The following is a 24,730-nucleotide window of genomic DNA, read 5'->3' as shown; positions in this document are numbered from 1 at the left end:
CCCGACACGCAAAGTGCATTTTCGCGAGCGGGAACGGATGGCAAGGGGGCACTCTCCTTCCCCAAGCGGAGCCCATCCATGAAGGCCCTCATCATTGTCGACATGCTGAACGACTTCTACACCGGCGTGCTGCAGAACGAGGCGCATGCCTCGAAGATCGTGCCGGTGATCGCCCGGCTCATCGATCATGCGCGAAGCCGGACGGACTGGCTGGTGGTCTATTCCAACGACGCCCATCGCGCCGAGGATGCCGAGATCGCCATCTGGGGCCCGCACGCCATGGCCGGCACGCGCGGCGCCGACGTGATCGACGCGCTGACGCCGATCGGCGCGCCGCGCGAGATCGTCTCGCCCAAGCGCTTCTACGGCGCCTTCGACGAGACCGGCCTCGACGCGATCTTCAAGGAATACGGCGTCACCGACGTGGTGGTGGTCGGCCAGCACACCCATTGCTGCGTCCGCCACACCAGCTACGGCGCCTTCATCCGCGGCTATGGCATCGAGATCCCGACCGATGGCGTCTGCGTCTTCGACGGCGTCGATAACCAGGCGGCGATCGAATATCTGCGCACCATCTATGGCGCGACGATCACCGACTCCTCGGCGATCCTCGCCGCCGACATCAGCAAGGCGGCTTAGCGCCAGCCCGGCACAGCGAGCGCACAACGAAAAAGGGCGGGTCCGCGAGGACCCGCCCTTTCTGCATTCCTTCCGCCGCGGTCAGACCTGCGGCTGCGGCTCCAGGCCGGTATCGCCCTTCGGACGCGGACCGCGCGTCGTCGGCACGACCGAGGGGCGCGACGGCGGCACGTCGTCACCGGTGTCGCGGATCGGCGGCTGGCCGTCGAGCAGGTTCTTGATCTCCTCGCCGGAGAGCGTCTCGTATTCGAGCAGCGCCTCGGCGATGGCGATGAACTTGTCGCGGTTCTCGGTGATGAGGCGGCGCGCCTCGCTTTCACCTTCCTCGATCAGCTTGCGCACTTCCTCGTCGATGATCTTCGCCGTCTCGTCCGAGATGTTGGTCGACTGCGACACCGAATGGCCGAGGAAGACCTCCTGCTCGTTCGAGCGGTAGCGCACGCGGCCGAGGCGCTCCGACATGCCCCACTCCATCACCATGGAGCGGGCCAGGTTGGTCGCCATCTGGATGTCGCCGCTGGCGCCGGTCGTCACCTTTTCCGGGCCGAAGGTCATGATCTCGGCCTCGCGGCCGCCGAACAGCATGATCAGGCGCGACTTGGCCTTCTCATAGGTCCAGTTGTAGCGGTCCGATTCCGGCAGCGTCATCACCATGCCGAGCGCGCGACCGCGCGGAATGATGGTCGCCTTGTGGATCGGGTCGATCGTCCCGGCGAGCAGCAACGCGATGATGGCGTGGCCAGCCTCGTGATAGGCGGTGTTGCGCTTCTCGTCGGCGGTCATCGCCATCGACTTGCGCTCGGCGCCCATCATCACCTTGTCCTTGGCGTCCTCGAACTCGGCCATGGTGACGATGCGCTTGTTGCGGCGCGCCGCCAGCAGGGCACCCTCGTTGACGAGGTTCATCAGGTCGGCGCCCGAGAAGCCTGGCGTGCCGCGGGCAAGCGTCTTCAGGTCGACGTCCGGCGCCATCGGCACCTTGCGGGCGTGCACCTTCAGGATCTTCTCGCGGCCGACGACGTCCGGGTTCGGGATCATGACCTGGCGGTCGAAACGGCCGGGACGCAGCAGCGCCGGATCCAGCACGTCGGGACGGTTGGTCGCCGCGATGATGATGACGCCTTCGTTCTGCTCGAAGCCGTCCATCTCGACGAGCAACTGGTTCAGCGTCTGCTCGCGCTCGTCATTGCCGCCGCCGAGGCCGGCGCCGCGATGACGGCCGACCGCGTCGATTTCGTCGATGAAGATGATGCAGGGCGAGTTCTTCTTCGCCTGCTCGAACATGTCGCGGACGCGGGACGCGCCGACGCCGACGAACATTTCGACGAAGTCGGAACCCGAGATGGTGAAGAACGGCACATTGGCTTCGCCGGCGACGGCGCGCGCCGTCAGCGTCTTACCGGTGCCCGGAGGACCGACCAGCAGCACGCCGCGCGGGATCCGGCCGCCGAGGCGCTGGAACTTCTGCGGATCGCGCAGGAACTCGACGATCTCCTGCAGGTCTTCCTTGGCCTCGTCGACACCGGCGACGTCGTCGAAGGTGACGCGGCCATGCGCCTCGGTCAGAAGCTTGGCCTTCGACTTGCCGAAGCCCATCGCCTTGCCGCCGGCGCCGCCCTGCATCTGGCGCATGAAGAAGATCCAGACGGCAAGGATCAGGAACATCGGGAACCACGAGATCAGCACGCCGATCAGCGAGGTGCCGCCTTCGGTCGGCGGCTTCGCCGTGATCGAGATGTTCTTGTTCTCGAGGCGCTTCACCAGGTCCGCGTCATTCGGCGCGAAGGTCTGGAAGCTCCCATTGTCGGTGTAGCTGCCGGTGATCTGCTGTCCGGCGATCACGACGCTGCGGACGCGGCCGCTGTCGACGTCGCTCAGGAACTGCGAATAGGCAATGTCCTGACCGGCCGCGCGCGGACCCGGGTTCTGGAAGAGGTTGAACAGGGCGATCAGCAGCAGGCCGATAATGACCCACACTGCGAAGTTGCGAAAATTCGCGTTCATCAGAATCCCTTCAAGGGCAGGATTGCGGCCTAGGCGCCGCCCGTTTGAGGCTAAGATAGGTGGCCCGGCCGCTGAAGCCAATATGAGCTATGCCAATGAAAGTGCGGAAAATGCGGCAATGGTTTAGATCCGGCCCCTCAATCGGCCTGCCGGACGGGCTCCTGCAACCGCGCCGCGACCCGCGAGGTCGCCGAGAAAGCCACGCCCAGCTCCGCTTCCGCCGCAACGCCAAGCCCCGGAACGGCGACGATTTCGCCATTCCGCCGTAGTGCTGGCAGCGCCTCGATGGCGCGCGGCATGGCCTTGGGGACACAGACGGCAAATTGTCGCCGCCCCTCGGGCCCGAGTGCGCCGATGGTAAACGCGCCGCCGCCCGAAACCTCGAGGCGGACCGCGAAACGACCGTCCCAGATGCCGTCGAAGCCGTTCGAAACCGCCAGTTCCGGTAGCCCGTCGCGTCCGGGCTCGCGCTGGAAGCGGAAATCACCCTTCCGAAGATCGATCACGACGCCGGCGAGCGTGCGCGAAAACGTGCCGGCGCCCTCGCCCGCGAGCCCTTCCGCCGCGAGCCGCATCGCGGCCTCCAGCCCCTCGAGGCTGTCGAGACGCGGCACATAGGCGGCGCCGCCCACGGCGCGCAGGATGCGGGCGAGCGCGCGCAGCCGCACTTCCTCCGGCTCGCCGCGCCAGGCCTGCGCGTCGAGCCGGACGGCGCCTGTGGCGTCCGCCGTCGCCGCGTTCGCGAACAATCGTCCGACATAGGCGTCGAGCGCCGCGGCGGCGCGTCCGAGCCGTCGCGCCGTCGCGGCAAGCGTCGCGGCGTCGAGGCCCTCGGCGGCGAGCATGGGCATCCGCTGGCGGAAACGGACCCGGTCGAAGCCCGGATCGGCATTGTGGGGATCTTCCACCGGCACGAGGCCCGCCTCCCGGACGACGGCGACCAGCCGGTCATGCGGCACGTCGAGCAAGGGGCGGACCAGGCGGATGCCGTCGCGCTCGACGTCCCCGGCCATGGCCGCCAGCCCGTAGACGCCCGAGCCGCGCGCGAGCCGCATCAGGAAGGTCTCGGCCTGGTCGTCGCGATGATGGGCGGTGGCGAGATGGGTAGCGCCCGCCTCGCGCGCCGCGTCGAGCAGCAGCGCATATCGCGCCCCTCGCGCGGCCGCCTCAACGCCGGACGCAGGCGCGGGACCGTCCCAGCGCATCGAGCGGAAAGCGAGATCGTAGCGCCCGGCGACCTCGCCGACGAAGCGGGATTCGGCCGCCGATTCGGGCCGGAGGCCATGATCGACGTTCAGGACGAACAGATCGGGGCCGGATGCCAGGCCGGCGCGCCAGCGACAGGCGAGGATCAGAAGGGCGAGCGAATCGGCGCCGCCGGAAACGGCGAGGGCCAGCCGCTTCGCGCCGGCGAACGGCGCGAACCGTGCCAGGAGCGCCGCGTCGCCTCCCGCCGCCGAAGGATCAGCAGCTGGCACTGGCCTGTTCTTGCTTGACCCGCTGCAACAGCGCATTCGAGCTCTTCGGGTACTGCTTCAGTACCTCCGCAAAGGTGGCGCAGGCGGCCTCGCGCTGCTTCAGGCCGGCAAGCGACATGCCGAGCTTCAGCAACATGTCCGGCGCCTTGCCGCTCTTCGGATACTGCTTGTAGCCGGAGAGGAAGGAATCCGCCGCGCCACGATAATCCTGCCGCGCGTAAAGGCTTTCGCCAAGCCAGTACTGTGCGTCGGCGGCAAGCGGGTCGCGCGGATATTGCTGCAGGAACTGGCGGAAGGACGTCTCCGCGACGTCGTAATCGCCCTTCAGCACGAGGTTGTAGGCGGCGTCATAGTCGCCGCGCGGGCTTCCCGTGGAGGCCGCAGCGGCGGTGGGGGCAGCGCCTCCCCCCTGCGACAGGTCGATCGGCGCGTTGGGGTCGAGCGTCAGTTGGCCGAGATCGCGCGGCGGGGCGCCCTGCCCGGCCGGCACGCCGCCGCCCATCTCGCCATCGGTGGAGCCGATTGCCCGGCCGATCGGATCGCCGCCGGGTGCCGGGGCCTGCGCGGCGGCCGGAGCCTGCGCCGGCATGCGCGCCCGAAGCGGCGGCGCCTCCGAGCGCTTGCCGGCGACATCGGCGGCGCCCTGGCCGCCCTGCAGACGATTGAGCTGTTCCTGCAGCTGGCGGACCTGGAAGTTGAGCTGCTCGATCTGGCCGGTCATCTCGCGCATCTGCTGCTCGATGCGGTCCATGCGCAGGCCTGCCTGCCCCTCGTTGGCGCCCGATTGCGCCGGCTGGTAGCCACCGTCACCGACATTGCCAGGCGGAACCTGCTCCTCTGGGCCGCGCTTCAGCCGGTCGAACAGGCCTGCATCGGCCGGCCCCGTCGAGGCGAAGCTCAAGCCTGCGGCGACAAGCACCGCGGCCAGGATTGGAAGTCTCTGTTTCATCGGCCCATCCGTTGAGGGATCGTCACGGCACGATCCACCGCATTGCGTCTCGGTCTATCTGATGGGTTCGAGTTCGGCCAAATTGCGGCGCCGCACAAACAGAAACGGCGGCCCGAGGCCGCCGTTTCCGTCAAACCGTATGGTGGACGGCGATCACGAGCCGGCGTTGTTCAGCACCGTGACGGCACGACGGTTCTGCGACCAGCAGGAGATGTCGTTGCAGACGGCGACGGGCCGTTCCTTGCCGTAGGAAATGGTGCGGATACGGGCCGGGTTGATGCCGCGCGACACGAGGTAGTTCTTGGTGTTGGTCGCGCGACGCGCGCCGAGCGCGATGTTGTATTCACGCGTGCCACGCTCGTCGGCATGGCCTTCGATCGTGACCTGGTAGCGCGGATACTGCTGCAGCCACTGCGCCTGCTTGTCGAGCGTGGTGCGGTTCGCGGCGGTGATCTCGGTCTGGTCGGTCGTGAAGAAGATGCGGTCGCCGACATTGACCACGAAGTCCTGGGCGCTGCCCGGCGTCGCCGAACCAATGCCGCCGGAACCGTAGCCGCCGGCACCGGCGCCAGCGCCGGGCTTGTTGGCGCAGGCTGCGAGCGCGAGCGCTGCGCCGATGAACACGACGAACTTGGCGCCGCGCAGAATGGGTAGAGTATTCGTCATGAAGATAACTCCTTGTCCACCATACTCGGACATGACGCGTTCTTAGCAGCCCGTTGGTTAAGCACGGGTTCAAAAACGTGGTTGAGAGGAGGTTAACGCCGTCCCCGCGCCCACGGTCCGATGGTGAAGAAATCAAGGCCCCGTCTGGGTTTCCCATGCCTAACGCGGCTGGAAAACATCGTTACCGATTCATCTTCGGCATAAAAAAATGCCGTCGGCGCGACGCGTCGACGGCATGGAAATTAACCAAGCTGGCCTAGTTGATCAAGGGCGACCAGGCCGGATCCGAGCCGAAAGCGGGGGTCGGCACGCGGAACTCGTTGTAGCCGGTCAGATCGACCGACCAGAGCTGCGGTCCGCCATTCGCGCCAGGCGTGTCGCGGAAGAACATCAGCACGCGTCCGTTGGGAGACCAGGTCGGGCCTTCATTGTGGAAGCCCTCGGTCAGGATGCGCTCGCCAGAGCCGTCCGGCTTCATCACGCCGATGGCGAAGCCGTTCGAGGACTGCCGCGTGAAGGCGATCAGATCGCCGCGCGGCGACCACACCGGCGTCGAATAGGAGCCCTGGCCGAACGAGATGCGCTGCGGGTTGGAGCCGTCGGCGCCCATCACGTAGATCTGCTGGCTGCCGCCGCGATCCGAGGTGAAGACGATGCGCGAGCCGTCCGGCGCGTAGGACGGGCTGGTGTCGATCGAGGCCGAATTGGTCAGCCGGGTCGTGCGGCGCGAGCGCAGGTCCATGGCATAGATGTTGGCGTTGCCCTGGTCCTCGAAGCTCATGACGATGCGCTGGCCATCCGGCGAGAAGCGCGGCGCGAAGGTCATGCCCGGGAAATTGCCGACCAGCTCGCGCTGCCCGGTCTCGATGTTAAGCAGATAGACCCGCGGCTGATCGGAGCCGTAGGACATGTAGACGACTTCCTGCGCCGAGGGATTGAAGCGGGGCGTCAGCACGAGGTCGTTGCCGCGGGTCAGGTAGCGCGAATTGGCGCCGTCCTGATCCATGATGGCGAGACGCTTGACGCGCTTGTCCTTCGGGCCGCTCTCGTCGACATAGACGACGCGGCTGTCGAAATAGCCCTGCTCGCCGGTCAGGCGCTCATAGATCGCATCGGCGATGATGTGGGCGACGCGGCGCCAGTTTTCCGGCGTGGTGTAGAACTGCTGGCCCGCCATCTGCTGGCCGGCATAGATGTCCCAGAGACGGAACTCGGCGCGCAGGCGGCCGTCCGACTGGCGAGTGACGCCGCCGGTGACGAGGCCCTGTGCCTTGATCACCGACCAGCTCTGGAAGTTCGGCGTCTGGTTCGGATTGCTGATCTTCTCGATGAACGAGGCCGGATCGAGCGGCAGGAACAGGCCAGAACGCTTCAGGTCGGCCGCGATGACGCCGGAGACGTCAGCGGCGAGCTGAGCGTCGGCCTGGGTCCCGCCGATGAAGGTCGGGATCGCGATCGGCAGCGGCTGGACATTGCCCTGCGTGACGTCGAGCTCGATCAGGGCCTCGGCGCGCTGGGTGAACGGGACGGTCGCCACCACGAAGGCAGCGGCGAAAAGCAGGGCCGCTCCGAGAGAGGTGCGGCTTAGGCGACGCGGAGCGGCCGCGGCGCCTTTGTCGAGGGCGTGAACCGTCATGATGCTGTTCCTGTAATCCAAAACGTCTGTGCTGGGCCGGTTGTGACCGAAGATAACGGCAGAGCAGTGACGCAGGCGATCCTCATCCTTGCGGAGAGAATCGCATCTGCACCTCGCTCCAGAGATCGTATTTCTCGGCCGGAAGCTGGTACGGACCGCACTGGAGAACGGCGCCGACCGCTCGATCCGCTGCGACCGTGCCATACTGGCTGGCCGGGTATTGCTGGATCGACGGCACGCCATTGACGGTGCCGTCCTGGTTCAACTTGAAGCGGATCGTCACCGTCACGTCCTTCGGATCCGTCCAGCCGACCGGGATGTTCCAGCAGCGCTGGATCTGCGCGCGCAAGGCGTCGATCTCGCTCTGGGTCATCGTCGCGCTCGGATTGCGCGCCTCCTCGGCGCCGAAGGATTCCGGCTCCTGGCTGCGCGTCTCGCCGCCCGTCGGCTTCTGCTTGTCGAGCAGCGCGGCGATGCGGTCCGGGTCGAAGTCGGACGAAGTCGTGCTCTGCGACGGCTGCTTCGCGGGCTTCTCGGGCTGCTTCTTCGGCGCTTCCGCGGTCTCGACCGGCTTCGGCGGCTGCGGCTTCACGCGCGGCTTCGGCGCGGGCTGCGGCGGCGTGGCCTCCGCTTCCGTCGGCGCGGGCGCGGGATCGGGCGACGGCTCGGGCTTCGCCTCTGCGGGGGCCGGCTTCGGCGGCTCGGGCTTCGGCGGCTCGGGCGGCGCAGGCGCGGGTTCGGGCGGCGTCGGGGTCGGCGGCGTAGGCGGCGTCGGTTCCGATTTCGGCGGCGGAGGCGGCGGCGGCGGCGGTGTCGTCGCCTGTGTCGGCTTTGGCGGCGTCGGTGACGGCTTCGGCGCTTCCTTCTCGGAGGGCTTGTTCGGCGAGGGCTTGTTCTTGACCTCGGCGGTCTTCTTGCCCTTCTGCAGGCTAGTCAGCTCCGAGATCGGCACCAGGTCGACCGGCATCGATTCGACCATGGTCACGTCGAACGGCTTGCTGCTGGGCAGGCCGATGAGCCCCCAGGCCAGAAGCGCGAGGTGGGCAGCGGCGGAAAGGGCGAGCCCGGCGCGCATGAATCAGCCGTCCGTCGCCTCGGTGACGAGGCCGATGTTGTGATAGCCGGCGCTGGAAATAGCGCCCATCACGCGCATGATGGCGCCGTAATTGCTGGTCTTGTCGCCGCGCACGAAGATGCGCTCCTCATAGCCGGCGGCGGCGATCGCCTTCAGCTTCGGCATGAGCTCGTCGAGCGAAATCTCGGTCTCCTGCAGGAAGATCTTGCCCTCGGCGTTGACGCTGACCGAGATCGGATCCTTGTCGGCGGTCAGCGCCTTGGCCTGGCTCTGCGGCAGGTCGAGCGGCACGCCGGCCGTCAGCAGCGGCGCCGACACCATGAAGATGATCAGAAGCACGAGGATCACGTCGACGAAGGGCGTGACGTTGATCTCGCTCATCACGCCGGTCGAGCGCCGACGCCGGCGTCCGCCGCGTCCACCGCCTCCCGACCGTCCGCCGACCGACATGCCCATGGATCAGGCCCTCTCGTCGATCTGGCGCGACAGGATGGCGGAGAACTCGTCGGCGAAGCCTTCCAGGCGCGACGAGATCTTGCCAGCGGCGCTCGACAGCTTGTTGTAGGCGATAACCGCGGGAATGGCGGCGAACAGGCCGATCGCGGTCGCCAGCAGCGCCTCGGCGATACCCGGCGCCACGACGGCGAGCGACGTGTTCTTCGAGGCGGCGATCGCCTGGAACGAGGTCATGATGCCCCAGACCGTGCCGAACAGGCCGATGAACGGGCCGGCGGCGCCGACGGTGGCGAGGAAAAGCAGCCGGCTTTCCAGCCGCTCTGCCTCGCGCGACAGCGTCACGTCGAGCACCTTGTCGATGCGCATCTGCAGGCCCATCGGCGAGCGGGCGCCGGATTCGAACGAGCGCTTCCATTCGCGCATCGCGGCGACGAAGAGCGCGGCCATCGAGGTGGCGGGACGGTTGGAAAGGGAGCGGTAGAGTTCCTCGAGCGACTGGCCGGACCAGAATACCTTCTCGAACCGGTCAATCTGCCGGCGCACGCGGCCGAACAGCAGAACCTTGTCGATGATGATCGCCCAGCTCCAGATCGACGAGACGAGCAGGCCAAGCATCACCAGCTTGACGATGATGTGCGCCTGCCAGAACAGGGCGATAAGCGACATATTTGCCGGCGCGTCGAGCGCTACCTGGCCCACGTCGACCGGATTCATTCGCTTTGCAACCTCTCGGAGTTGATCTCTCGCATCTCGCGAAGCGCGAGGACAGGACGCGCATCCGGCACCCATCCCCACTCCGGAACCAGTCCTGCAAGCATCGGGCCGAACACAACAATCCGACTTGGTGTCTCGCCTTCAAATTTGTTCATTTGAGGGCGTTTCCGCCAGTTCGCCCCGGCTGTCGCGACGCCTTCTGTATAGTGTCCGTATGGTTAAGCAATGGTTATTTCGGCGCCGCAGCGAAGCGCAACGCGAGGCTCTCCGGAATTCGCTGCGCCCGGCCCGCCCGATTGACCAGAACCACCGTCACCACGGCCTCGACCAGGATCTCATGGCCGCGCCGGATCGTCTGCGAGAGCAGGATTCGCGCGCCGCGAACCTCCTTCGGCCGGGTCAGCACCTCGACGACGTCGTCGATGCGCGCCGGCCGCTTGAAGTCGATCTCCATCCTGTGGACGGCGAAGGCGATCGGCTCGCCCGTCTCGCCGGCGTCGAGCTCGCTGTGATGGACGCCGAGCAGGCGGACATAGTCGCTGCGTCCGCGCTCCAGGAAGCGGACATAGGAGCCGTGGTAGACGACGCCGGAAAAGTCGGTGTCCTCGAAATAGATCCGGACCGGCAGCACATGGCCGTCCGGCGTGTGCCGGCCTGCGAGATGGGGATAGTCCTCGGGAGTGCCTGCCTGGCTCATCGATCCTGGCTCCTGTCCATGCCGCTGCGACGCCGCGCCGCGGCGGCGGTCACCGTCGCAGAGCCTTTATGCGATCTAGTCGTCGAGATCGAGCAGCGGCGCGTCGGCGATCGCGCTGTTCGGCACGGCGAGGCCGAGATGGCGGAACGCGTGCGGCGTCAGAAGGCGGCCGCGCGGCGTCCGCTGCACGAAACCCTGCTGGATCAGATAGGGCTCGACGATTTCCTCGATCGCGTCGCGCGGCTCCGACAGGGCGGCGGCGATCGTCTCGATGCCGACCGGGCCGCCGCCGAAGGAAACGGCGATCGTCGACATGTAGCGCCGGTCGAGCGAATCGAGCCCCATGCCGTCGACCTCGAGCCTGAGAAGCGCGCCATCGGCCACCTCGCGCGTGATCATGCCCGGTCCCTCGACCAGGGCAAAATCGCGCACCCGCCGGAGCAGCCGGCCGGCGACGCGCGGCGTGCCGCGCGAGCGGCGCGCGATCTCGGTCGCCCCGTCCGGCGTCATGCCGATGCCCATCATCCGCGCTCCGCGCGAGACGATGTGCTCCAGCTCCGGCACGGTATAGAACTGCAGCCGGACCGGAATGCCGAAACGGTCGCGCAGCGGCGTCGTCAGGAGGCCGAGACGCGTCGTCGCCGCCACGAGCGTGAACTTGGCCAGGTCGATCTTCACCGAGCGCGCCGCCGGTCCCTCGCCGATGATCAGGTCGAGCTGGAAATCCTCCATCGCCGGATAGAGGATTTCCTCGACCGCCGGGCTGAGGCGGTGGATCTCGTCGATGAAGAGGACGTCGCGCTCCTCGAGATTGGTCAGGAGCGCGGCGAGGTCGCCGGCCTTGGCGATCACCGGTCCCGAAGTGGCGCGGAAATTGACGCCGAGCTCGCGCGAGACGATCTGCGCCAGCGTCGTCTTGCCGAGGCCGGGCGGCCCGACGAACAGCACATGGTCGAGCGCTTCCTTGCGGTTGCGCGCCGCCTCGATGAAGACCGAGAGGTTGGCGCGCGCCTGCTGCTGGCCGACGAAATCGGCGAGCACCTGCGGCCGCAGCGTGCGGTCGAAATCCTCGCTCTGCATTTCCGGATCTATCAGGCGGCCGTCGCTCATCGTTCCTCCTGCGACAACAGCGGCCGCGCGAATGGTCGGCTCAGTCCGTAGCAGAGGAAGCCGGCAAGGACCACGCTGACGAAAGCCCGCGCCCCGATCGCCAGCTGAGCACCCAAGGGCGGCGGCGTGAAGATGAAGAGGTTCCGGGCGAAGAAAATTCCGATGACGATCCCGAAACCGGCCGAGAGACCGCCGATCCAGCGGCCAGAGGCCAGCCCGCGCGAATCGCGCCAGGCGACCAGAGCGCCGACGACCGCCGCCGGCAACGCGCCGAGCATGAAGACGAAGCGGGGCACGAAGAAGACATCCTCGGCGATCCAGTTGCCGAGACGGGCAAGCGTCAGCCCCGGATCCTGGCTCATCTGCTCGAAGGCCATGTCGAAAAGCATGAAGAGGAACGGTCCCAGCAGCATGAAGATCACGATGGTCGGCCAGCGCCGGGCGAGCGCCGCGCGGATCCCGGTCACGGCAGCCCCCTCCCCGCGACGGTCCGGATCATCGCGCCAGTTCCTTGAGGCCGAGGCGGATCAGCGTTTCGGTCGTCGCCGCCTCGCCGGCCGAACGCGCCGCCGCGGCCACCGCGGCGCTCGCCTGCAGCTGGGCATAGCCGAGATTGGTCAGCGCCGAGACGGCATCGGCCACCGCCTGCGGCGCGCGCTTGTCGTGCAATTCTTCCTGCAGGGAGACGAAGGTCGGGTCGGCGGTCGAGAAGGCCGGCGCCTTGTCCTTGAGCTCGGCGATGACGCGCGCCGCCACCTTCGGCCCGACGCCCGGCGCGCGCGAGATCTGCGCCTTGTCCTGCAGGGCGATCGCGTTGGCGAGGTCGGCCGGCTTCAGGATGCCGAGAATGGCGAGCGCCACCTTTGAGCCGATGCCCTGCACGGTCATCAGCAGGCGGAACCACTCGCGCTCGACATCGGCGCCGAAGCCGAACAGCTTGATCATGTCCTCGCGCACATAGGTCTCGATGGCGAGCTGGGCCGCCTCGCCCGGCGCGGGCAGGCCCTGCAGGGTGCGGGTCGAGCAATGCACCAGGTAGCCGACGCCGCCGACATCCAGGATCACCCAGTCATCGCCGAACGAATCGACGATCCCCTTGAGCTTGCCGATCATGCTTTCCCCAGCCTCCGAAAACGGCGACCCGTAAGGCGGCGAGCCCACCGGATCGGATCCTGCGTCGAGACGAACTACCCCGCCGCCCGCATCATACGGGCGAGCGAGACGCGGTGATGAGCGTGGCAGATGGCGATGCCGAGCGCATCCGCCGCGTCGTCCCCGTCAAATTCGGCCTTGGGCAGCAGCACCTTCACCATCATGCGGATCTGCTCCTTGCCGGCATGGCCGGCGCCGACGATCGTCTTCTTGACCGCGTTCGGCGAATATTCGGCGACCGAAAGACCGGCGAGCGCCGGCACCAGCAGCGCGATGCCGCGCGCATGGCCAAGCTTCAGCGTCGCGCCCGCGTCCTTGTTGACGAAGGTCTGCTCGACCGCCGCCTCGTCCGGCTTGAACTGCTGCATGACTTCCGTCAGGCCCGCATGCAGCGTCACCAGCCGGTGCGCCAGTTCGCCGTCGAGCTGTGCCTTGACCGTGCCGGAGGCGACGAAGGAAAGCGCATTGCCGCGGCTGTCGACAACACCCCAGCCGGTGCGGCGGAGCCCCGGGTCGATGCCGATGATGCGAATCGTATGTGTCATGCCAAAGGCCTAGCCGACCCTCGCCCGCTTGTGAAGAACATTCGGGGAACATCGGCAGCCGACGAGACACGCGGTCGCCCGGCGGAGGCGCCTAGAGCGGCTTGACGCCGTCCTTTTCCGCCTGCACGGCGCGGGCCGACAGATTGCCGTCGGCGCCCTTGACGACGAAGGCGGAGACGGCGGCGCCCGGCTTCAGCAGCGAGCGGTCACCCGGGACGATGGCAACGATGCGGGCGTCCGGCCCCACCTCGATGTCCTGCTCGCCGCCCTTGTAGGTCAGGCGCAGGGTCTGGCCCTTCGGGTCGGCGATCACGGTGGTGACGGTGGCGTTGGTCATCGAGCGGTTGACGCCCGACATCGGCCGCTGTCCCTCGCCCGTGCCGCGCATGCTCTCGGCGAAAATATGCACTTCCTGCGCGTGCAGCTTGCCGTCAGGCCCCTTCACGGCGGCGGAGCCGACGAAATCGCCGGCCTTGATGTCGCTGAGCTTGCGGTTCTGCAAGGCGGTGACGTTGACGGTGGGCGGAACGCGCACCGTCTCGGTCTGGCCGTCGCCGGTCTTCATCGTCAGCATGTCGCCGGCGAAGCTCACGACCGTGCCACCGACGCGGTCGGGCATCGCCGCCTGCTGCGCCTGCGCGGCGAGGGAGCCGAAGGTCAGAAGGAAGCCGGCGGTAACAAGGGGGAGAAGGCGCATGGGTCGCTCCGGGGCGGGACGGCCGACATGGCCATCGGAAGGAGCAACTAGGGTGCATCGGCGCGCTGTCGAGCGCGCTGCCGCAAAGGCGGCAACCGGCCCGCGCGTGGCGGGCCGGCCATATCGAAGGAGCCTCAGGCGGCGGTCAGCTTCTGCATGACTTCGTCGGAGACTTCGAAGTTGGTGTAGACGTTCTGGACGTCGTCATCGTCGTCGAGCGCGTCGATCAGCTTCATCACGCCGACGGCCTTCTCCTCGTCGACCGGGACGAGGTTCTGCGGCTTCCAGATCGCCTTGACGGACTCGGGTTCGCCGAGCGTCTCCTCGAGCGCCTTGGCGACATCGCCGAGGGTCTCGAAGGAGGTGATGATCTCGTGGCCGTCCTCGTTGCTCTGCACGTCGTCGGCGCCTGCCTCGATCGCGGCGTCGAGCACCTTGTCGGCGGAGCCGGCTTCGGGCTTGTAGACGATCTGGCCGACGTGATCGAACATGAACGAGACGGCGCCGGTTTCGCCGAGCGCACCGCCGGACCGGGTGAAGTAGGAGCGCACCGCGCTCGCCGTGCGGTTCTTGTTGTCGGTCAGCGCCTCGACGACGACAGCGATGCCACCGGGGCCGTAGCCCTCGTAGCGGATCTCGTCATAGTTCTCGCTGTCGGAGCCGGACGCCTTCTTGATGGCGCGGTCGACGTTATCCTTCGGCATGTTTTCCGCGCGCGCATTCTGGATGGCGAGGCGCAGGCGGGCGTTCATCTTGGGATCCGGCAGGCCGAGCTTCGCGGCGACGGTGATTTCGCGCGCCAGCTTGGCGAACAGCTTGGACCGCTTGGCGTCGGCCGCACCCTTGCGGTGCATGATGTTCTTGAATTGGGAATGTCCGGCCATCTGGGGCGTCCTATTGAAGCAAATGGGCGGCGCGGCGCCGCGCGATCGCCCCGCTTATAGGGGCAAGAAGGCTTGAAATAAAGTCGGCTCAGTGGCCGGCAGGCCAGCGTTCCGCTGCGATCTCGGCGGCCTTGCGCTGGCCCTCGGGCAGCTTCTCGACGAATTCGTCGAGCCATTCGTCCTTGGCGCCGCGCTTCTCGGCGATCAGGTGCCATTTCGCCGCCGCGACCGGATCGGGGTCGGCGCCCATGCCGCTGGCAAGGACCCGCGCATAGCGATTCTGGCCAATCGGATTGCCGGCCTCGGCGGCGCGCTGGAACCAGCCCGCCGCGGCGATGATATCCTTATGGGTGCCGATGCCGTTGAACAGGCGGATGCCATATTCGACCGCCGCGTCGAGATGGCCTGCCTTGGCCGCCTTGGCCATCCACATGGTCGCGATGCCGTCGTCGAGCAGCACGCCCTCGCCTTCCGCATAAAGCTGCGCCAGCGCGAACTCGGCGTCGATATTGCCCTGGCCGGCCGACTTGCTGAACAGCGAAGCCGCCTTTTCCGGATCGCGCGGCCGCGCCGTGCCGTCGAGATAGAGCAGGCCGAGATTGTAGAGCGCCTGCGGCTCGTTCCATTCGGCCGCCTGCTCGAAAGCGTCGGCGGCCTTGGCACGATCCTTCTTGACGCCGCGCCCGTCGAGATAGAGCAGGCCGAGCGCGAGCTGCGCATTGGGATCGCCGCCGAGCGCGCCCTGCTGATACCAGGCGGCGGCGGCCTTGTCGTTCTGCTTGACGCCAAGGCCCTCGCCATAGAGGCGGCCGACAAGCGTCGCGGAAATGGCGTCGCCGCGCTGCGCCCGGCTCATGGCGATCTGGAAGGCGGTGAGGTAGAGGCCGCGCTGGAACGCGCCGAACGCCAGGTCTCCCTCGCCCTCGTCGGTCAAAGCCCGGCCGGAGCGGATCAGGTCGTCGGCGCTCGGCATCAGGCCGGCGGCCGGCGGCGGCACGCCGAGCGTGCCGTCCGAATCGAGCACCGGCGCGACGCCGATCGATTTCTCGGCGGCTGCGTCCTTCGCCGGCGCCGCCTTGTCGGAGGCAGCCTGCTTGGCCGATTGCGTAGCCTTGGCCGGAACGGACACGGCCTTCTCGGCCTGGGCCGGCAGCGCAACAGCGACAAGAACGACGCCCAGGATCGCGGCTCTCATCGGGATTGCGCCTCTCCGCTTCATTCGGTCGCTTCGGCCTGGCGGGCGGCGATCAACGCGTTCGCCTCGGTGACGGCGGCGACGGGGCCGGCGGCATGGTTCCAGATCGCCGAGCGCAGCGCCACGAACTCGACATGCGCGTCGACGGCGGGCTCGACCGAGGCGAGGCTGCTGCCGCCCATGACGATCGCCGGTATCTCGAACACGGCCGACCACCAGGCCGCGAGATCGAACGCCTTGTCGAAGCTCTGCTCGCCGGTATCGCCGTCGAAACGGCCAAAGAAGATGTAGTCGCAGTCCGTCTCGGCGGCGAGCATCGCATCATGCCGGGTGGTGACGCCGCCGGCGCCGACGATATGGTCGGGCCGCAGGGCCGCGACAGCGTCCTTGAGATCGGCGAGCCCGGTATCGACATGCAGGCCGTCGGCGCGCGCGCGGCCGAACAGGCGGGTGTCGTTCGGCACGATGGCCGCGACGCCGTTTGCGTGCGCCACCGGCACAAGCGCCTCGGCAATGCGCTGCAGCTCGGCTGCGTTCGACGTCTCCGAGACGATGAACAGCGTCGCGACGTCGCCGGCCTTCACCACCGCGTCCAGCATCGGCGCGAAGGCCTCGGGATCGAGGCCCGCGGGCGTGACGAGGCACAGGCGCGCAAACGGCTCTGGCGGAGGGGCTTTTTTCTTCTTGGCCATGATCGCTTTCAACAACGCATCCGAAAACGCCACAGCCTTATGGCGAAAGCGCGACGGCATTCAAGCCATCGCGCGGAACGTCAGGCGTATCAGCCGCGCGCGTTGGTGAGCGCGGCGAGCAGCCGGCCCTGGATCTTCTCGTTGCCGGCGCAGATCGTCCGGGTGTCGATCATGCGCTCGCCGCCCCAGAGATCCGTGCTCTTGCCGCCCGCCTCGCGCACGAACAGTGCGCCGGCCGCGATATCCCAGGGCTGCAGGCCTTCCTGCCAGAAGCCGTCGAGACGGCCGGCGGCGACGGAGGCAAGCTCGAACGCCGGCGAACCGCTGGCGCGCATGCCGGCCACTTCGATCATCACGCCCTGCATCTTGCGGATGGCGCCGGCATGGTCCGGCGTGCCGAGATGGGGAATGCCGGTCGCGACGACGGCGTCGGCGAGCGCGCTACGTCCGGCGACGCGCAGGCGGCGGTCGTTCAGGAACACGCCCGTGCCGCGCTCGGTGACGTAGAGGTCGTTGGTGACGGGGTTGAACAGCACCGCCGCGACGATCTGCCCTTCCCGCTCCAGCGCCAGCGAGACGCCGAACACCGGGATGCCGTGCAGGAAGTTGGTCGCGCCGGCGAGCGGATCGACGATCCAGCGATGCGTCTCGTCAGTACCGGCAAGCGCGCCGCGATCCTTGGTCAGGAAGCCATAGCCCGGACGCGCCTTGGTCAATTCGGCGATCAGCGCCTGGCCGGCCTTGCGGTCGGCGGCCATAACGAAATCGGCCGGGCCGCGCAGCGAAACCTGCAGGTTCTCGATCTCGCCAAAGTCGCGCGCGAGCGGACGGCCGGCCTTGGTGACCGCATTGACCATGACGTTGAGAAGGGCCGAGCGGGCCATGGGCGAAACTCCTGCAGCATCGTCCGGCGGTATCGAGGCGAACCCGCCCGGACGGAGCAAATCTGAAATGGGGGAAGCGTTTGCCTCTCCCATCACGGAATGACGACCGGCGTCAACCCCAGAAGGTCGGCAACCGCTCTTCAAGCACACCGCCGATCGCCAGCGGCGACACGGCGCGAGCCAGTCCGGTGGTGTCGTCGACCTCGACGGCGAGGCCGCACAGCGTGGCGGGACCGCCCGACGGCTGGAAGCGCCCGGACGGCACCTTGGTCAGGAAACGGCGGACGGGCTCTTCCTTCTCCATGCCGAGCACGGAATCATAGTCGCCGCACATGCCAGCATCCGACTGGTAGGCGGTGCCGCCCGGCAGCACCCGGCAATCCGAGGTCGGCACATGGGTGTGCGTGCCGACGACAAGGGTGACACGGCCGTCGAGATGATGGCCGATCGCCTGCTTCTCGCTGGTCGCCTCGGCGTGGAAATCGATGACGATCGCGTCGGCCTGCTCGCCGAGCGGGCAGGCCGAGACCTCGCGGTCGATGACGGCGAAGGGATCGTCGAGCGCATCCATGTAGATCCGGCCCATCGCGTTGACGACAAGCACGCGCGCGCCGTTGCGGGCGACGAAAAGGTTGGCGCCGCGCCCGGGCGTACCGAGCGGATAATTGACGGGGCGGAGGAATTGCGGCTGCCGCTCGGCGAAGACAAGCGCCTCGCGCTGGTCGAAGGCGTGGTTGCCGGTGGTGATGACGTCGGCGCCGGCATCGAGGACGTCGCGCACGATTTCCTCGGTGATGCCGAAGCCGCCGGCGGCGTTCTCGCCATTGATGACGACGAAGTCGAGCTTGTAGCGGTCGATCAGGCCGGGCAGCCGCTCGATGACGGCGTTGCGCCCGGTCCGCCCCACGATATCACCCAGAAACAGCAGTCGCACACAAACCCCCTTGATCGGTCAGCCATGTTTCGGCGCAGCGATCAGTTCTTCCTCGGTCAGGATGAAGTCGAGGGGGATGTCGTGCGGCTCAAAGGGAACTTTGTCGACCTCCTGCACCGCGAAGGCAAGCCCAACCAGCAAAGGCCGCCTCCCCGAGGCGAACAGACCGGCGACGGCGCGGTCGTAATGGCCCTTGCCATAGCCGATCCGATGGCCGCGCCGGTCGAAGGCGGCGAGCGGCAGGATGACGATGTCGGGAATGACGAAAGGCGCGGCGACGGAAGGGCCGACCGTGCCGAAACCGGCCGGCTCGAGCACGGCGCCGGGGTCCCAGCGACGGAACAGAAGCGTCTCCGCGTCGAGCAGGACCGGCAGCGCGATCGTCGCGCCGGCCTGCCGGGCCCGGTCGAGCAGCGGCCCGGGATCGGCCTCGCTGCGGATCGGCCAGTAGCCGGAGACGATGTTGCCGGGCTGGTCGAACAGCGGTCCGGCATGCTGGACGATCCGCTCGCGGGCGGCGGCGCGCGACGCCCCGTCGACGGCGTCGCGTCGGGCAAGGGCGGCGGCGCGAAGCTGGTTCTTGTTCGTCACGGCAATGGAAAAACTGGAAGGAAAGAAGGGTGGCGAGCCACGATGGGCCGATGGAGTGATCGATCCCGGGAACCTACAGCGTAGGTGGGCGCCGTATGTCCGGAACCAGGGCTCCGGTCAGGGACAGCTCCCTTTTGGATCGATAAGGCCCCGGGGAATTGTGAGCTCCTGTCGCACCGCGCAGCCTCGCCGACCCCAAATATAGGGGACCGCTGACCGCTTAGCCAGCAATCTCGACGCGATGTGCGCAGGACTTTTTTTCTGCCGGCTGCGCGTGGGCGCGGATCAGTCGCGCTTGTCGCCGGAGACGAGCTTCTGGGCCAGGCTCTCGAGCCGGCCGGCCGCCTGATCGATGGCGCGGGCGATGCTCGCCTCGGATTCCTCGAAGCGTGAAATCACGGCGGTCTTGGTCTCGTTGACGGCGGCGAGTTCCGACTCCAGCCGGCGGATGCGCCGATGCGCCTCGGCCAGGTCGTCGCCCATGGTGATCGCCGCCATGACGGTCAGGCGCTGGTCGCCGATCTCGCCGAAACTCTGGCGCAGCTGGCCGATGATCTCGTTCAGGCGATCGGCCAGGCCCTCGAGATGCGCCTCCTGGCCGTCGTCACAGGCCATGCGGTAGGTCTTGCCGTTAATCGTGACGTTGACTTGCGGCATTGTCGCTCCGGTCAGCCGTCATTCCGCTCGAGCACGGAACGAATCGTTTCCATGGCGGCGACGAGACGGCGGGAAACTTCCTTGTTGGCTTCTTCCAGACGCTCGGAACGGGCCTCCGCCGCATCGACCGACTGGGCCAGCCGCGAACGGTCGAGGCCGATGCGCTGCATTTCGATTTCGATCTCGCCAAGGCGCGCCCCGGCATTCAGGCGGCGATCGACCGCGCCCTCCAGCCCGTCCAGCGCCGCGCTCAAGCGCCGCAACGCACCGTCAATGGGCGACGCCCCTCGCATTGTGGCGGAATCTCCCTGATGCAGCCGGCCTGAAATCGTCCCGGACATTAGGCAGGCCCGAAACAGGGCGTCAATGGCCTAAGCTGCGGCGGGGATTCTCCGCGCATTTCCGGGGCGCGCGCCGGTTGTGCGACGTGGTCACGAGATTGACTCACCAAGGTGGTCTGTTATTTGTCGCAGCGCCTTTCCGCGACGGTCGGCGGCCGGGTACAGACCCCCACAAAACAACGAGGCCGCTCGCTGCTCGATCAGTGAGCAGCGGTCCGGCCCACAAGCGTGGAAGCAGATATGACAGCTCCTGAGACTCACAAGCGCATGGCGAACGCCATCCGTGCGCTCGCGATGGATTCGGTCGAAAAGGCCAAGTCCGGCCATCCCGGCATGCCGATGGGCATGGCCGATGTCGCCACGGTGCTGTTCACGCGCTTCCTGAAATACGACGTCAACCAGCCGCACTGGCCGGATCGCGACCGCTTCATCCTGTCGGCCGGCCATGGCTCGATGCTGCTCTATTCCGTGCTGCATCTGCTCGGCTCCAAGGAACTGCCGATCAGCGAGCTGCAGAATTTCCGCCAGCTTCACTCGAAGACGCCGGGCCATCCCGAGAACTTCGTGACGCCGGGCGTCGAGACCACCACGGGCCCGCTCGGCCAGGGTCTCGCCATGTCGGTCGGCTTCGCGCTGGCCGAGCGCATGCTGAATGCCGAATATGGCGACGGCCTCGTCGATCACTACACCTATGTGATCGCCGGCGACGGCTGCCTGATGGAAGGCGTCAGCCATGAGGCGATCGACCTCGCCGGCCACCTGAAGCTGAACAAGCTGATCGTGCTGTTCGACGACAACGGCATCACCATCGACGGCCACACCGATCTCTCGACCTCGGTCGACCAGGTCGCCCGCTTCAAGGCGAGCGGCTGGAACGCCGAGCGCGTCGACGGCCTCGATCCGGAGGCGGTCGCCGCCGCCATCGAGCGCGCCCGCAATTCCGACCGCCCGAGCATGATCGCCTGCAAGACGATCATCGGCTATGGCGCGCCGACCAAGGCCGACAGCCACGCCTCGCACGGCTCGGCGCTCGGCGACAAGGAAATCGCCGGCGCCCGCGAGGCGCTTGGCTGGCCCTACGCCCCGTTCGAGATTCCGGACGATGTCTATGCCGACTGGCATGGCGCGGCAGCGAAGCTCGCGGCGCCCCGCACCGAGTGGGAAGCCCGCCTCGCCGCCACCGACGCCGCCGTGCGCTCGGAATTCGAGCGCCGCATGAAGGGCGAGCTGCCGGCCGGCCTCGACGCCGCCATCGACGCCTACAAGAAGACCCTGTCGGAGACGAAGCCGAAGGTCGCGACCCGCAAGTCCTCCGAAATGGCACTCGACATGCTGGCGACCGTCGTGCCGGAACTCGCCGGCGGCTCGGCCGACCTGACCGGTTCGAACCTGACCCGCGCCAAGAGCCAGCAGCCGCTGACGCCGGACGATTATTCGGGCCGCTACATCCACTACGGCATCCGCGAATTCGGCATGTCGGCGGCGATGAACGGCATCGCGCTGCATGGCGGCTTCATCCCCTATGGCGGCACCTTCCTGGTGTTCACCGATTATGCCCGCCCGGCGATGCGCCTCTCGGCGCTGATGCATGAGCGCGTGATCTATGTCATGACGCATGACTCGATCGGCCTCGGCGAGGACGGCCCGACGCACCAGCCGGTCGAGCACCTGGCGGCGCTGCGCGCCATCCCGAACATGCTCGTCTTCCGCCCGGCCGACGCCGTCGAGGCGGCGGAAGTCTGGCAGATCGCCATCGAGAGCCCGAAGAACCCGTCGGTGCTGGCGCTGTCGCGCCAGAACCTGCCGACGCTGCGCACCGAGCATGTCAGCGAGAACAAGTCGGCCAAGGGCGCCTACCTGCTCGCCGGCCCGGCCGAGGCCGACGTGACGCTGTTCGCGACCGGTTCCGAGGTCGAGATCGCCGTCAACGCCAAGGCGAAGATCGAGGAAGCCGGCCACACGGCCCGCGTCGTCTCGGTCCCGAGCTTCGAGCTGTTCGAAGCGCAGGACGACGCCTACAAGGCGGCGACCATCGGCAATTCGAAGGTGCGCGTCGGCATCGAGGCGGCGATCCGCCTCGGCTGGGACCGCGTCATCGGCAATGACGGCATCTTCATCGGCATGAACGGCTTCGGCGCCAGCGCGCCGGCCGACAAGCTCTACGAGTACTTCGGCATCACGGCGCAGCACGCCGCCGATGCGGCGCTGGCACGGCTGAAGTCCAACGCCTGAACCCAATGAACTGAACCCCGGCCGGGCACGCGCCCGGCCGACCTGGACGAAGGCGCGATGCGCGCCTCAAGGAGATCGAATATGGCGGTGCGGGTAGCTATCAACGGCTTCGGTCGGATTGGCCGGAACATCCTTCGTGCGATCGTCGAGTCAGGCCGGACCGACATCGAGGTCGTCGCGGTCAACGATCTCGGCCCGGTCGAGACCAACGCCCACCTGCTCCGCTTCGATTCGGTCCATGGCCGCTTCCCGCATGAAGTGGTCGTCGACGGCGACACGCTCGTCATCGGCAAGAACCGCATCAAGGTGACGGCGATCAAGAATCCGGCCGAGCTGCCGCACAAGGAGCTCGGCATCGACATCGCGCTCGAGTGCACGGGCATCTTCGCCAGCCGCGAAAAGGCCGCCGCGCACCTGACCGCTGGCGCCAAGCGCGTTATCGTCTCGGCCCCGGCCGACGGCGCCGACTACACCGCCGTCTTCGGCGTCAACCATGAGGGCCTGACCAAGGACCATTTGGTGATCTCGAACGGTTCCTGCACCACCAACTGCCTGGCGCCGGTCGCCAAGGTCCTGCAGGAGACGGTCGGCATCGAGCACGGCTTCATGACGACGGTGCATTCCTACACCGGCGACCAGCCGACGCTCGACACCATGCACAAGGATCTCTACCGCGCCCGCGCGGCGGCGCTCTCCTCGATCCCGACCTCGACCGGCGCCGCCAAGGCGATCGGCCTCGTGATCCCGGAACTGAAGGGCAAGCTCGACGGTTCGTCGATCCGCGTGCCGACGCCGAACGTCTCGCTGATCGACCTGAAGTTCGTCGCCAAGCGCGCGACGACCATCGACGAGGTCAACGCGGCGATGAAGGCGGCCGCCGCCGGCCCGCTCAAGGGCGTGCTCGCGATCACCGACCAGCCGAACGTCTCGCACGACTTCAACCACGACCCGCATTCGGCAACGTTCCACCTCGACCAGACCAAGGTCATCGACGGCAACTTCGTCCGCGTGCTGGCCTGGTACGACAACGAGTGGGGCTTCTCGAACCGTATGGCCGACATGGCGGCCTATTTCGCGAAGACGATCTGACCATCGCGATCGGATCGTTCGGCGCTCTCGCGCCAAAGACGATTTGATCCGGCGAAACCAGATCAGCTAGAACCAGATGGCCCGGACACCCTCCGGGCCATTTTCACATTTCGGGCGATCGACGCCCTGTAGGAGAGAGCGCGCATGTCGACCTTCCGAACCCTCGATACCGCCGACATCAAGGGCAAGCGCGTCCTGATCCGCGTCGACCTCAACGTCCCGATGAAGGACGGCATGGTTTCGGACGACACGCGCATCCGCGCCATCCTGCCGACCGTCCGCGACGTGTCGAAGCGCGGCGGCAAGGCGATCCTGCTGGCCCATTTCGGCCGTCCCAAGGGCGAGCGCGTGCCCGAAATGTCGCTCGCCCCCGTCGTGCCGGCGCTGGAGACCCTGCTCGGCCGCCCCGTCGGCTTCGCCAATGACTGCATCGGCAACGACGCCGCCCAGGCGATCGCCAAGCTGTCGGACGGCGACGTGCTGCTGCTCGAGAACACCCGCTTCCACAAGGGCGAGGAGAAGAACGATCCGATCTTCACGAGCGCTCTCGCCGAACTCGGCGACGTCTATGTGAACGACGCCTTCTCGGCCGCCCATCGCGCCCATTCCTCGACCGAGGGCCTCGCCCACCAGCTGCCCGCCTATGCCGGCCGCGCCATGCAGGCCGAGCTGGAGGCGCTGGAGAAGGCGCTGACCAGCCCGCAGCGCCCGGTGATCGCGCTCGTCGGCGGCGCCAAGGTCTCGTCCAAGATCGAGCTGCTTGAAAACCTCGTCACCAAGGTCGAGGCGCTGGTGATCGGCGGCGGCATGGCCAACACCTTCCTGCACGCCCAGGGCTATCCGGTCGGCAAGTCGCTCTGCGAGAAGGACCTCGCCGACACCGCCCGCCGCATCATGGCCAAGGCGCAGGAATCGAACTGCGCCATCATCCTGCCGGTCGATGCCACCGTCGCCTATCACTTCCAGGCCCATGCGCCGACTCAGACCTACGGCGTCGACGCCATCCCCGAGGACGGCATGATCCTCGACGTCGGCGGCCTGTCGGTCGAGCGCATCAACGCCGCCATCGACGAGGCGGCGACGCTCGTCTGGAACGGCCCGCTCGGCGCCTTCGAGATGGAGCCGTTCGACCGCGGCACGGTCGAGGCGGCCCGCCATGCCGCCAAGCGCACCAAGGCCGGCCAGCTCCTGTCGGTCGCCGGCGGCGGCGACACGGTGGCGGCGCTCAACCATGCCGGCGTCGCCGACGACTTCTCCTATGTCTCGACCGCCGGCGGCGCCTTCCTGGAGTGGCTTGAAGGCAAGCCCCTGCCCGGCGTCGAAGTGCTGCGGCAGAACGGCTGAGTATCGCGGATCGCAACCAAGCAATTCGCGCTATCGTTGCGATAATTTGATCGTTAAAATTAAACAACT

Annotated in this window: 27 protein-coding genes and 1 other RNA gene; 4 read left to right on the top strand and 24 right to left on the bottom strand. The window is 67.4% G+C overall.

Annotation, left to right across the window (positions count from 1 at the left end; all coding sequences use genetic code 11):
• Positions 1–78: 78 nt before the first annotated feature.
• On the top strand, positions 79–639 hold the full coding sequence (locus WFK98_RS21115; RefSeq protein ID WP_266340259.1) for a cysteine hydrolase family protein: 561 nt from the start codon (positions 79–81) through the stop codon (positions 637–639).
• An 81-nt stretch (positions 640–720) separates the two neighbouring features.
• On the opposite strand, the gene ftsH is transcribed toward WFK98_RS21115, so the two are convergent.
• The 24 genes from ftsH to WFK98_RS20995 form a co-directional block, all read right to left on the bottom strand.
• Entirely contained in the window at positions 721–2,643 is a 1,923-nt protein-coding gene (ftsH, locus tag WFK98_RS21110; RefSeq protein ID WP_266340258.1) for an ATP-dependent zinc metalloprotease FtsH, read from the bottom strand.
• Between the two features lie 137 nt (positions 2,644–2,780).
• A complete protein-coding gene (gene tilS / locus WFK98_RS21105) occupies positions 2,781–4,121 on the bottom strand; it encodes a tRNA lysidine(34) synthetase TilS (protein ID WP_336801621.1) in 1,341 nt (446 codons plus the stop codon).
• Positions 4,108–5,070, bottom strand: a complete 963-nt coding sequence (gene ybgF / locus WFK98_RS21100; protein WP_336801620.1) for a tol-pal system protein YbgF — start codon at positions 5,068–5,070, stop codon at positions 4,108–4,110. Before ybgF ends, tilS begins: the two co-directional genes overlap by 14 nt.
• A 153-nt stretch (positions 5,071–5,223) precedes the next feature.
• The gene (pal, locus tag WFK98_RS21095; protein WP_266340255.1) at positions 5,224–5,736 is read right to left on the bottom strand and encodes a peptidoglycan-associated lipoprotein Pal; all 513 of its coding nucleotides are present in this window, start codon (positions 5,734–5,736) and stop codon (positions 5,224–5,226) included.
• Between the two features lie 256 nt (positions 5,737–5,992).
• The gene (gene tolB, locus WFK98_RS21090) at positions 5,993–7,372 is read right to left on the bottom strand and encodes a Tol-Pal system beta propeller repeat protein TolB (protein WP_266340254.1); all 1,380 of its coding nucleotides are present in this window, start codon (positions 7,370–7,372) and stop codon (positions 5,993–5,995) included.
• 82 nt (positions 7,373–7,454) lie between these two features.
• A complete protein-coding gene (locus WFK98_RS21085; protein ID WP_266340253.1) occupies positions 7,455–8,447 on the bottom strand; it encodes a cell envelope biogenesis protein TolA in 993 nt (330 codons plus the stop codon).
• A 3-nt stretch (positions 8,448–8,450) separates the two neighbouring features.
• The gene (tolR, locus tag WFK98_RS21080) at positions 8,451–8,903 is read right to left on the bottom strand and encodes a protein TolR (protein WP_266340252.1); all 453 of its coding nucleotides are present in this window, start codon (positions 8,901–8,903) and stop codon (positions 8,451–8,453) included.
• Positions 8,904–8,906: 3 nt separating this feature from the next.
• Positions 8,907–9,602, bottom strand: coding sequence for a protein TolQ (gene tolQ / locus WFK98_RS21075; protein WP_266340346.1), 696 nt, complete (start codon positions 9,600–9,602; stop codon positions 8,907–8,909).
• Positions 9,603–9,613: 11 nt separating this feature from the next.
• Entirely contained in the window at positions 9,614–9,772 is a 159-nt protein-coding gene (locus tag WFK98_RS21070; protein ID WP_266340251.1) for a hypothetical protein, read from the bottom strand.
• A 74-nt stretch (positions 9,773–9,846) separates the two neighbouring features.
• Entirely contained in the window at positions 9,847–10,314 is a 468-nt protein-coding gene (ybgC, locus tag WFK98_RS21065) for a tol-pal system-associated acyl-CoA thioesterase (RefSeq protein ID WP_266340250.1), read from the bottom strand.
• Between the two features lie 75 nt (positions 10,315–10,389).
• Complete coding sequence (gene ruvB / locus WFK98_RS21060; RefSeq protein ID WP_266340249.1) at positions 10,390–11,424, bottom strand: Holliday junction branch migration DNA helicase RuvB; 1,035 nt, start codon at positions 11,422–11,424, stop codon at positions 10,390–10,392.
• Positions 11,421–11,891: a hypothetical protein gene (locus WFK98_RS21055; RefSeq protein WP_336801619.1), complete on the bottom strand. Its 471-nt coding sequence runs from the start codon at positions 11,889–11,891 to the stop codon at positions 11,421–11,423. Before WFK98_RS21055 ends, ruvB begins: the two co-directional genes overlap by 4 nt.
• A 28-nt stretch (positions 11,892–11,919) precedes the next feature.
• Positions 11,920–12,537: a Holliday junction branch migration protein RuvA gene (gene ruvA / locus WFK98_RS21050; protein WP_336801618.1), complete on the bottom strand. Its 618-nt coding sequence runs from the start codon at positions 12,535–12,537 to the stop codon at positions 11,920–11,922.
• Between the two features lie 74 nt (positions 12,538–12,611).
• Entirely contained in the window at positions 12,612–13,121 is a 510-nt protein-coding gene (gene ruvC, locus WFK98_RS21045) for a crossover junction endodeoxyribonuclease RuvC (RefSeq protein WP_266340246.1), read from the bottom strand.
• A 91-nt stretch (positions 13,122–13,212) separates the two neighbouring features.
• On the bottom strand, positions 13,213–13,818 hold the full coding sequence (locus WFK98_RS21040; RefSeq protein ID WP_336801617.1) for a hypothetical protein: 606 nt from the start codon (positions 13,816–13,818) through the stop codon (positions 13,213–13,215).
• Between the two features lie 134 nt (positions 13,819–13,952).
• Entirely contained in the window at positions 13,953–14,702 is a 750-nt protein-coding gene (locus WFK98_RS21035; RefSeq protein ID WP_336801616.1) for a YebC/PmpR family DNA-binding transcriptional regulator, read from the bottom strand.
• 88 nt (positions 14,703–14,790) lie between these two features.
• Positions 14,791–15,897 (bottom strand): tetratricopeptide repeat protein, encoded by a 1,107-nt coding sequence (locus WFK98_RS21030; protein WP_336801615.1) that lies wholly within the window; start codon positions 15,895–15,897, stop codon positions 14,791–14,793.
• 20 nt (positions 15,898–15,917) lie between these two features.
• Positions 15,918–16,589: a thiamine phosphate synthase gene (locus WFK98_RS21025; RefSeq protein WP_336801614.1), complete on the bottom strand. Its 672-nt coding sequence runs from the start codon at positions 16,587–16,589 to the stop codon at positions 15,918–15,920.
• Between the two features lie 89 nt (positions 16,590–16,678).
• A complete protein-coding gene (locus WFK98_RS21020; protein WP_266340241.1) occupies positions 16,679–17,473 on the bottom strand; it encodes an inositol monophosphatase family protein in 795 nt (264 codons plus the stop codon).
• 112 nt (positions 17,474–17,585) lie between these two features.
• Entirely contained in the window at positions 17,586–18,407 is an 822-nt protein-coding gene (locus WFK98_RS21015; protein WP_336801613.1) for a TIGR00282 family metallophosphoesterase, read from the bottom strand.
• 18 nt (positions 18,408–18,425) lie between these two features.
• A complete protein-coding gene (locus tag WFK98_RS21010) occupies positions 18,426–19,004 on the bottom strand; it encodes a 5-formyltetrahydrofolate cyclo-ligase (protein ID WP_442907473.1) in 579 nt (192 codons plus the stop codon).
• A 25-nt stretch (positions 19,005–19,029) separates the two neighbouring features.
• Positions 19,030–19,188: non-coding RNA, 6S RNA (ssrS, locus tag WFK98_RS21005), on the bottom strand.
• A 95-nt stretch (positions 19,189–19,283) separates the two neighbouring features.
• Entirely contained in the window at positions 19,284–19,655 is a 372-nt protein-coding gene (locus WFK98_RS21000; protein ID WP_266340238.1) for a cell division protein ZapA, read from the bottom strand.
• A gap of 11 nt (positions 19,656–19,666) precedes the next feature.
• Positions 19,667–19,948: a DUF4164 domain-containing protein gene (locus WFK98_RS20995; RefSeq protein WP_266340345.1), complete on the bottom strand. Its 282-nt coding sequence runs from the start codon at positions 19,946–19,948 to the stop codon at positions 19,667–19,669.
• Positions 19,949–20,236: 288 nt separating this feature from the next.
• Between WFK98_RS20995 and tkt the strand changes: the two genes are divergently transcribed.
• From tkt to WFK98_RS20980, 3 genes are all read left to right on the top strand, one after another.
• On the top strand, positions 20,237–22,228 hold the full coding sequence (gene tkt, locus WFK98_RS20990) for a transketolase (protein WP_266340237.1): 1,992 nt from the start codon (positions 20,237–20,239) through the stop codon (positions 22,226–22,228).
• Positions 22,229–22,309: 81 nt separating this feature from the next.
• Positions 22,310–23,317 carry a type I glyceraldehyde-3-phosphate dehydrogenase gene (gap, locus tag WFK98_RS20985; RefSeq protein ID WP_336801611.1) on the top strand — a complete coding sequence of 336 codons (1,008 nt, stop codon included), beginning with the start codon at positions 22,310–22,312 and terminating at the stop codon, positions 23,315–23,317.
• A gap of 144 nt (positions 23,318–23,461) precedes the next feature.
• Complete coding sequence (locus tag WFK98_RS20980; RefSeq protein ID WP_336801610.1) at positions 23,462–24,661, top strand: phosphoglycerate kinase; 1,200 nt, start codon at positions 23,462–23,464, stop codon at positions 24,659–24,661.
• The last annotated feature ends 69 nt before the right edge of the window (positions 24,662–24,730 follow it).

This window comes from Kaistia sp. MMO-174 (assembly GCF_037147815.1).
GTDB classification, from domain to species: Bacteria; Pseudomonadota; Alphaproteobacteria; order Rhizobiales; family Kaistiaceae; genus Kaistia; species Kaistia nematophila.
This window is presented reverse-complemented; position numbering and strand designations above follow the sequence as displayed.